Here is an 8,769-nt window from a genome sequence, read left to right as displayed (position 1 = left end):
ATCCCTTGAAAAAATACCAAATTCATCTAAAATAGAATCCTTAACCAAAGTAGCCAAACTCAATCTAGGTCCAGTAAAAAGAGCAGCAGAACCAGTAAAAAAAGCTAATTTTGTGTAAATTCGAGGTTCTAGTGATCCAATAAAGGAAACCCTATCATTTAATTGTCCAGAACGATTTAATGCATAAAATACATTAAAATCAAATCCAAGTTCAAATCCAAGCGAAAAAAGATCATTCAATCTAGCCCCCATTTGTGCATGGCCCCCATAATTTAGGCCGGCTTTAGCCATATTAACCATATCTGAAAATTCTTTTACTATTTGCTCTCTCTTAACTGCACTTATGTTAGTCTTTAATTTATTTCCCAAGCCTAGAGTTGTATTATAAAGGTTTGAAATAGTACTAACCGGTATGTCTAGTCCAATCCCAAGATTAAGCTCAAAGGTAGTGCCTGATAAAGCATTAATTGAAATAAACATAAAAAGACTTAAAAATAAAACCCTTACCCTCATGTTAACTGACCTCTAAAATATCTAATTTACTTATTGCATCAAAATTGATACAACAAATTGCTTGCTAATTGTATCATAAAAACTATCTTTAAACTCAATTCTCTAAGATAGGAAGAAACTATGTCATTTGCAAGAGGGTGTCAAATCTTAATAGTAATGTCTTTCGTGTTTGTTATTTTGGGTAGTAATATAGTAACATTATAATAGTAGTATAGTAGTACTAAAATAGTAGTAGGGTAATACTAAAGTAGTGCTCTAATAGTAATAGGACAGTGCTTTAGTATTAACAAATTAGCAATAAAGGAGCAGTAATAAATGGTAAAGCATGTAAGTAGTGATATAGCAAATAGTAGAAGTGACAGATGCAAATACAAGCTAGATATTAAGTTTTTTGCTAACAATTTGTATTTAGTTCTAGCAACAATTGTTTTGTATCTTCTAAATCTTTACTGCTCATATAACGGTTTACTTGTTTATGAGGCAAGAGAAGAAATTAGTAGTAGTGTGTTTTACTTTTACATAGTATTAACAATTTTCATTATTACTATTCCATCTGTTATCTTTTCTTATCTGCTTAACGTGTTTAGCCAAAAGATGAATGTGGAGAGTAGGTTTAAGAAAGCTGTACTTAGTGTATTTTTAATATTTTTATTATTTCTAGCATTTATAGCCCAAATACCTAGTACATGGTATAGTTTTGAAAGTCTTTTTAGGCAAAGCTATTATTCACAAATAAAGAGCCGTATGGATATTATTGAAAATCAAATATTAGAGAAAAAGGCTTTATATAAAGACAAGAAAAATAATTTGTCTTTATATAAAGATAATCTAATGGATAAGATAAGAAATAACAACTTAAGAATTGAGAAGGCTAAAAATAGACATCTAGAACTAGACTTTACATTTGTTACAATGAAGAAAGATCTACAAAAAGAAATTAATAATGCTATAGAAGAAAATAGAGCTTTACTAGTAGAACTAGAAGAGCATGAAGATAGGATTGTAGAACTAGATAATAAGCTAGCTAGTTTCCTTGCGGCAAAGAACATAGAGAAAACTAAAACACAAGGCATAAATGTCTTATTTAAAGACTCCTCAATTGTAGATAAAGAAAATTATATTGAATATTACAGAACATGGTTTTTGGTATTACTATCTAGCATGCTGGATTTAACAATAGGTATATTGCTAATAAGCATATATAGGGCTAGAGAAAAGTATGTAAAAGAAGTTGTGCTAGACCCAAAATTATCTAGAGAAGCAATAGGTAGGACAAAGTTTGATATTAGATCAAAATTAAGTCCAGTTAAGAAAGTATTTGATTTTAGTAAAAAAATGCTTACACGAAAGGGTGGTAATGTTTCTAATATAGGAAAAAAGTTATTTGATGCACTTGATTTTATCTCTTCTTGCTTAAAGGAAGATAAAACCACAATTAAATCTGTAGGGGTTATATCAAGAGAAACAGGTAAAACAAGATATTTTGTAAGACAAAAAATTGCTTTACTAGTAGAATCAAATTTGGTTTATCTAAAAAATAAAAGATATATCTTAAATACATCAGCTGTTTCAAACCTTACTAAGTTAGTTAATAAAAGTCATGATAAGAAGCTAAAGACATTGTTTGATAAGTATAGTTTTACTACCTTGTTGTCTGAAGTCACATAACTTGCAACTTGTTATTTTTAGTTTGCAAAGCTTCATATGCTTTATTTATCTTGAAAAGCTCTAGGTTTGACTTAGATATATTATCCTTAATTTCTTCTTTCTTTCCCTTAGCATTTTCTAGTAACCCCTTAGCCCTGTTCATTGAATCTTTGGCACTAGTTATAAAAGCATGATAATGACTGTTGTTCTTAATATCCTTGCTTTCTTTTAAAGCCTCTGCTAAAGCCTGATCAGACTTGTATTTGTATCTCTAAAAGCAGCATAAGCTTTTTCTAAAGAACTAGTTGCATCAGTATAGCAAGCATTAAGAGAAGCATGTCTACTCTTAAGCTTACTAATAGCTTTATGTAAGCTATGCAATAAGGAAGACTTAACTTTATTGGGTCTAGTCGTAGTTCTAGCTTCTTTTAAATAAGAGGTAGCTGAGCTAAGCAAGCATTCCATGTTACTAAGGCTTACTTTCATTTCATCTAATTCTGTATCTAGTTTGACGTATTCTTCTATATAAGAGTCAACTTCCCTCTTAATGTCTCTAGCCTCACTCCCTTGGTTATTAACTTGCTGAGAAGTAGGGCTACTATTATTATTTTGTATGTTAGTTTGTATGTCTTTAATCATATCTTTGCTTGAATCTTGCTCTATCTGTATCTTTGCCCCTTAACACCTTACTATTAAAGAATATATCACATTTATAAAAATAGCTGATATTCAAGCTAGAAAGCTAAGGTAAAAGTAAGTAAGTGGTCTTGGTGAAAAAAGAAAATAAGGACTAGATTTACTTAAGTATTTAAGTTTTTAAATTCTAAGGAGAGGAGTTAGCATGAAGATATATTTGTGTTTATGTAGTGTTCTTTTAGCAACCTCTTGTAAGTTATTTTATTTAAATGTAAGAACTGGGCCAGGAGAAGCAGGAAAGATTAGTGAGGCTGATTCTTCTCTTGCTGTTGATGTTGTTAAAGAAAATGGTGTAGGCAAGCCTAAAGCTAAGCAGGAGAGTGAGGCATTAGGCAAAGACATACTTGAAAAGATGGCAGAAGAGGTAAAGGAAGCAGCTAGTGCTGCTAAGGGAAAGGTGCTAGGTAGCAAGACAAAAGGCGGTAGTAAAATACCAATAAGTGAGGTACCTTCTCTTGTGAGCCAAATTAAAGAAACAGCTAGAAAGATAGAGAAAGCTATATCTTCATTAATAGCTTTAGGTTATAATGTAGAAGAAGCACTTAAAGATAATCTTAAAACTGGGATAAGCATTATATGCTTACTAGATAAAATATTAGAAGTGGCAAAAGAAAATGACCAGATTAAGCATGAAGATGATGAGTATGATTTGCGTGAAAAGGTAAAGGGAGTAATAGAAGAATTTAAGAAAAAAGAAGGAGATTATCTATACTTTTCTCTTAAAGAAGGCCCTAAGAAAAACAGTGAAGTTCTTAAGGAATGTGTAACTGGGTTGATGGGAAGAGTAGAAAGCCTTTTTGGTGATAGTAGAGGAACTGGTAATGGTGTTGCAGGAGAGTTGATGCAAGCAAGTAAGAGTGCAGAGAAACGGTTTAGTAAGCCATTAGGCTTAATAGAAGAAGCTGTGCGTGATATAACAGAAGCATGCAAGCGACTTATTTACGACCTGTAGTAGAGTTGCTATTTTTATAATTTTAAAAAAGCTTAAAAAATAATACATTTTATGCTAAAAGTGTACTTTTAGGGTCTAAAGGACAGACATTCACTAGGTAGTAGATGTCTTAGTTTTTTTAGAGTCTTTATTTAAACTTAAAGGAAGTAAACAATGAATTAAAGATAACTTACTTTTAGATTACTTTGTAAGTATAAGGAGTGTGATAATGAAAAAAAATATTATTAATATTATTGTAAGTTTACTACTTTATTCTTGTTACCTAGATTTTCAAAGTAACAGGCAAATAGAAGATAAAAATAAAGAATATAGAAAAATAGAATTTACTGAATTTAGTGTAGGCATTAAACACAAAAGAGATAGTAATTGGCAAGATTTAGGAACATTAGTCATAAGGAGAGAATCTAGTGGAGTTGAGACAGGGCTAAATGCAGGTGGGCATAGTGCAGGATTTTTTGATGTAGAAGAAAAAGAAGTTAATAGTTTCCTAGAAGCAATGACTAAGGGTGGATCATTTGATGTTGTTAACTACTATGGTTATCAAGAAGGAATAGAAGGCAGTCCTATAAGCAAAAAAATAGAAACAAAAATAGAAACTATTGATAATGCTACCTATGTTACATTTGTAGGAAAAAGTAGTTCATATGCAATTCCATTAGATGAGTTTAAAAAGCATTTGAAATAAATAAAAAGCGTCCTTAAAAAAGACGCTTTTCTTATGCCTTTATTTTGTTTATTTTATCTGCTGCATCTCTTTTTAATTCTTCAAGTATGCTAGTAAGATTACTCTTACTCTCATTAATATAAATTAATGTTTTTTGTATTAGCTTAATAATAAGGGTAGCTTGATCTACATTCTCTTTAGTGATCCCATCAACAGTAACGCTATCTAGATTACCACCAAGATGACCTTTAGCCTTACCACATAAAGCCTTTAGAATGTCTTTGATTTGCTTTAAGGTTGCAAACTTATCATCAAATTCCTTTTCTGTTTGAAAGCCTAATTTTTTACGCTCATTAATCTTCTCTTTTGCTTCTATAAGACTACTAAGCTTTGTAATCTCATAAATAATATCTTTAAGAGATTTGTTTAGGGTATCTTTATCAGGATTATTGTTGTCTTTATTAGAATTATTGTTGTTTTTATAATTTTCAATACCTTTTTCAAGATCTTTTAATTTATGGGAAACGCTATAAGCCTCAAGCTCAGCCATCTTAACAAGTTCATTTAAGTCAGAAGTAATTTGCATGAATTTTTGATGTCTATCTTTTTTTTCTTTTCTCTTTCTCTTCTCTTCTTCTCTCTTTTTCTTCTCTTCCTCATGTTGTGCTTTAATCTGATCAAGCTCTTGTTGTTTCTGTCTTTCTTGCTCTTCTAGAAAAGCTTTTCTTTTCTTTTCTTCTTCAATCTTTTTCTTTATAGCTTCAATAGTTTCTTTAATAAAAGCATCTTTTTTTGAGTCTGCAACTGCATCATTTTCTTTATTGCTATCATTATGTCCTTTTTGCTCTTCTTGGTTATTAGTTTGTGCTTTAGCAGCAACATTTTCAGTTTCACTCTTATTTAAATGTGTTTGATTAGATAAATCTTTTTCTAGATCTTTTTCTAATTGTTTTTGTAAGGCTTCCAAAGAAGCAATTTTATCATCAATTTTTGAAATATCTATTAAAGCATCATGTTCAATGCTAGATAATTTTTTTTCAATTTCATTTTTTAGAGCAATTTCTTGCTGATTTTCAGATTGGTTTTGCACTAAACTATCTTTATCTATAGAATCAAGACTGGGTTTGTTTTGACTTTTGTTTTTATTACTGCTAGAAGCAAGTTTTGCTATATTAGCTCCACTACTATTTTTAGAGCCACTACTACTAAAGACTAGTTTATCTAGACTTTTTGATTTTGTAGTTTTTGTAGTTTGAGTAGTTTCATTTGATAAAGAAGACTTGTTGCCTAAACCTTGAAATAGTTTGCAGCTAAGGAATAGTGATAAGAGAATTAAGCTAGTTAAAATAAATTTGTTACATTTCTTCATAAGTATCTCCTGTAGAACAGAATCTTAAAAAATAATATAGGTAACCTTTAGGGTATTATTTTTATATTTAGTAAATATAGTACATAACTAGAAATAAGCATTTTTAAGGTTTAGGTATTTTAATCTTACTAAGTAAAATGTGTGTTAATATTAAGACATAAAGATGTTAAGTATAGATACGAAGAATAATTAAATTGCAGTAAAGGAGGGTTATATGAGTAATGTTGTAGGTGAGGCTAAACCCAAATATGAGTATGTAAAGCAGGTATTTCTTGATAAGGATTTTCCAGAAGATGTAATTGATTACGTGCTACTACGTAGTTCAAATTATGTATATGAAAACCTAGAAAGTAGCATGAGTAAGCTAGAAAAAGAAATGAATAAGGCTAGAGATGAGTTTAGAAGTGGAATAGGCAAGCTAGATGAGAAAGTAGATAAAGTAAGAAGTGAGCTTAAGGGTGATATGGGCAAGCTAGATGAAAGAATAGGCAAGTTAGATGAAAAAGTAGAAAAAGTAAGAAGTGAGCTTTCTGCAGAAATAAAGGGAGTAAGAAGTGAGCTTAAAGGAGATATAGTAAAGTTAGATGAAAGAATAGGCAAGTTAGATGAAAAGATAAACACAAATCATAAAGAGCTTATGGAGATGTTTAAAGACTCAATAGTTGAATTTAGTAAAGAGCTTAAGGGAATAAGAAGTGAATTTAGTAAAGAGCTACAGGACTCAAAAGTTGAATTTAGTAAAGAGCTTAAGGAAATAAGAAGTGAATTTAGTAAAGAGCTACAAGACTCAAGAGTTGAATTTAGTAAAGAGCTTAAGGAAATAAGAAGTGAGAACAACTTGCATATAAAAAGCTTGATATATCCATTTTATTGGATATTAGGAATATTTATTTCATTAATAGTGGGGATGTTTTTATACTTGCTGCAAAAATAGAAATTAGTAAGTCTTCTTATCTTTGCGACTTACTACTAAGATTCTGTAGCTTGCAAAGCAGCTTCATATGCTTTATTTAGCTCTTCAAGTTCTGCATTTGCCTGCTCTATATTGGAATTAAGACATTTTTGTTTATTCTTAGTAGTCTCAAGGCTAACTTTCGCCTTTATCATTGTATCTTTAGCATCAGCCATATAATAGTGGTAGCCAGCATATTGGTAGCCTACAGCATTGCTATTATTTAAGGCTTCTTGTAAAGCATCGTTTGCTTTTCTTTGTGCATACTCAAAATCGTTTTTGGAATTTGCTAAAGCACCAACTGCATCTGAATAATTAGAGTTAGCAGAAGCATAGTTGCTATTAACTTTGCTGATTGCTTGATCAAGGTTAGGCAATAAGGTTGGGTTGGTTGGATTAGCTTTACTAGATCTAGATCTAGCATTATTGAAATAAGAACGAGCATCATCAAGTGTACTTTTTATCTTATCAAGTTCTGATCTTGTTGTTTCTAAACTTGCAGTTATTTTTTCAACTTCTTCTAAATATGCAGAAGTTTCTTGTATAATGTTTCTAGCTTGCTTAGCTTCCCTGGATTCATTATTAACTTGTTGAGTTTGTCTACTAGTATGTTTTTCACTATCATAACTAGTAACGGAATGAGTTGTGTTTAGAATACCATCTTTTTGTATATTTGAATTATTGCCTTTTTCACTATCTTTTGCTTCTTTTTTGTTACTTATATTTTGATTATTTTGTTCTTGATTATTTATTTCTCTATAACTAATACTTCTAGCTTTACGAGTATTTCTTTTGTTGTCTTCTTCTAGAAGAGATTTATTATTAGCTAAATCCTGTTGAGATTTATCTATATCTTTATATAACTTGCAAGAGGTAAAACTAGAAAATAAACTGGATATCAATAACACTTTAATCATTAAATTCATTATGCTAACTTTATGCAAAAATAGAGTAGTATTGCAATACAATATCATTGTATCACATTTATAGTAGTAATAAAGAATATGAGTTATATGTTAAGCCTATATCATAGGACTTTTGTCTTTTCAGCTTACTACTAAGATTTTCTGTATCTTTTAAAGCAGCTTTGTATGCTTCATTTAACTCTTCAAGTTCTGCATTTGCCTGCTCTATATTGGAATTAAGGTATTTTTGTTTCTGTTTAGCGGTCTCTAGTAAAATTTTAGCATTTTCCATTGCTTTATTAGCATTTTTAGAAGCATAATAATAACCGTTATACCCGATATTATTGTATTTATTTGAAGTTTCTTCTAAGGCCTTTTCTGCCCAGCTATGTGCATTTCCAAAAGTAGTATCAGCTATTTCTAGGGCATTAACTGCATCTTCATAGCAAACTCTAAAAGTAGCAAGCCTACTATTAACCTTAGCAATAGCTTGGTCCAGGTTAGATAATAAAGTTATCCTAACTTGATTAGAGTCAGGTGTTTTTCTAGCGTTCTCTAAATAAGAATTAGCTGTACTAAGCAAGTGTTCTATCTTATCAAGGTTTGCTTTTACTTTTTCTAATTCTTTGCTTATTCTAGTGCACTCTTCTTTAGAAGATTCAACTTCCTTCATAATGTTTTTAGCTTCCCTAGATTCACTAGAGTCATTATTAATTTGTTGGGGATAGCTGCTGCTATTATCATTTTGCATGTCTGCCACCAAAGGTTCTTTTCCTGTATCTTGGTCCATATAAGTGTTGTCTGCACTTCTAGGCTTACGGCCACTTCTCTTGCTGTCACCACTGCTACTCTTTAAAGTCTTAAAAGACTGGTTATTGCTTTTTAGTTTGTCTATAGCTTGATCGGTGTTGTCTGTAAGCTTCTTGTATAATTTACAAGAGATAATGCTGTAGAATAAAATAGTTAAAATAAATAATTTAGTAATTAAATTCACCTTATTACTTCTCTTTAGAATCTGATATTCTTATATTAAAAAATATATTGCATTTATAATTTATAAAATAATTAATG

10 protein-coding genes are annotated in these 8,769 nt (G+C 30.4%); 4 read left to right on the top strand and 6 right to left on the bottom strand.

What is annotated here, in order from left to right:
- Positions 1–513, bottom strand: a 513-nt coding sequence (locus tag F0310_RS05275) for a hypothetical protein (protein ID WP_182117925.1), incomplete at its 3' end; no start/stop codon positions are given.
- Positions 514–828: 315 nt separating this feature from the next.
- On the opposite strand from F0310_RS05275, the gene F0310_RS05270 reads away from it, so the two are divergent.
- Entirely contained in the window at positions 829–2,181 is a 1,353-nt protein-coding gene (locus tag F0310_RS05270) for a hypothetical protein (RefSeq protein WP_182117924.1), read from the top strand.
- Here the strand turns inward: F0310_RS05270 and F0310_RS05265 are convergent.
- Positions 2,174–2,323, bottom strand: a complete 150-nt coding sequence (locus F0310_RS05265; RefSeq protein WP_182117923.1) for a hypothetical protein — start codon at positions 2,321–2,323, stop codon at positions 2,174–2,176. The genes F0310_RS05270 and F0310_RS05265 overlap by 8 nt on opposite strands.
- Before the next feature lie 77 nt (positions 2,324–2,400).
- Positions 2,401–2,799 carry a hypothetical protein gene (locus F0310_RS05260; RefSeq protein ID WP_182117922.1) on the bottom strand — a complete coding sequence of 133 codons (399 nt, stop codon included), beginning with the start codon at positions 2,797–2,799 and terminating at the stop codon, positions 2,401–2,403.
- Between the two features lie 202 nt (positions 2,800–3,001).
- On the opposite strand from F0310_RS05260, the gene F0310_RS05255 reads away from it, so the two are divergent.
- Complete coding sequence (locus F0310_RS05255; protein WP_182117921.1) at positions 3,002–3,808, top strand: hypothetical protein; 807 nt, start codon at positions 3,002–3,004, stop codon at positions 3,806–3,808.
- Positions 3,809–4,016: 208 nt separating this feature from the next.
- The gene (locus F0310_RS05250; protein ID WP_275943563.1) at positions 4,017–4,493 is read left to right on the top strand and encodes an Erp family outer-surface lipoprotein; all 477 of its coding nucleotides are present in this window, start codon (positions 4,017–4,019) and stop codon (positions 4,491–4,493) included.
- 31 nt (positions 4,494–4,524) lie between these two features.
- Here the strand turns inward: F0310_RS05250 and F0310_RS05825 are convergent, their stop codons facing one another.
- A complete protein-coding gene (locus F0310_RS05825; RefSeq protein WP_232535981.1) occupies positions 4,525–5,841 on the bottom strand; it encodes a hypothetical protein in 1,317 nt (438 codons plus the stop codon).
- Between the two features lie 214 nt (positions 5,842–6,055).
- On the opposite strand from F0310_RS05825, the gene bdr reads away from it, so the two are divergent.
- The gene (bdr, locus tag F0310_RS05240) at positions 6,056–6,775 is read left to right on the top strand and encodes a Bdr family repetitive protein (protein ID WP_182117920.1); all 720 of its coding nucleotides are present in this window, start codon (positions 6,056–6,058) and stop codon (positions 6,773–6,775) included.
- A 35-nt stretch (positions 6,776–6,810) separates the two neighbouring features.
- Here the strand turns inward: bdr and F0310_RS05235 are convergent, their stop codons facing one another.
- Together F0310_RS05235 and F0310_RS05230 are read right to left on the bottom strand one after the other, a co-directional pair.
- Positions 6,811–7,719 (bottom strand): immunogenic protein P37, encoded by a 909-nt coding sequence (locus tag F0310_RS05235; RefSeq protein ID WP_182117919.1) that lies wholly within the window; start codon positions 7,717–7,719, stop codon positions 6,811–6,813.
- Positions 7,720–7,777: 58 nt separating this feature from the next.
- Positions 7,778–8,692: a coiled-coil domain-containing protein gene (locus F0310_RS05230; protein ID WP_182117918.1), complete on the bottom strand. Its 915-nt coding sequence runs from the start codon at positions 8,690–8,692 to the stop codon at positions 7,778–7,780.
- Between the last annotated feature and the right edge of the window lie 77 nt (positions 8,693–8,769).

It is taken from the genome of Borrelia sp. A-FGy1 (assembly GCF_014084025.1).
In the GTDB taxonomy this organism is placed as follows: Bacteria; Spirochaetota; Spirochaetia; order Borreliales; family Borreliaceae; genus Borrelia.
This window is presented reverse-complemented; position numbering and strand designations above follow the sequence as displayed.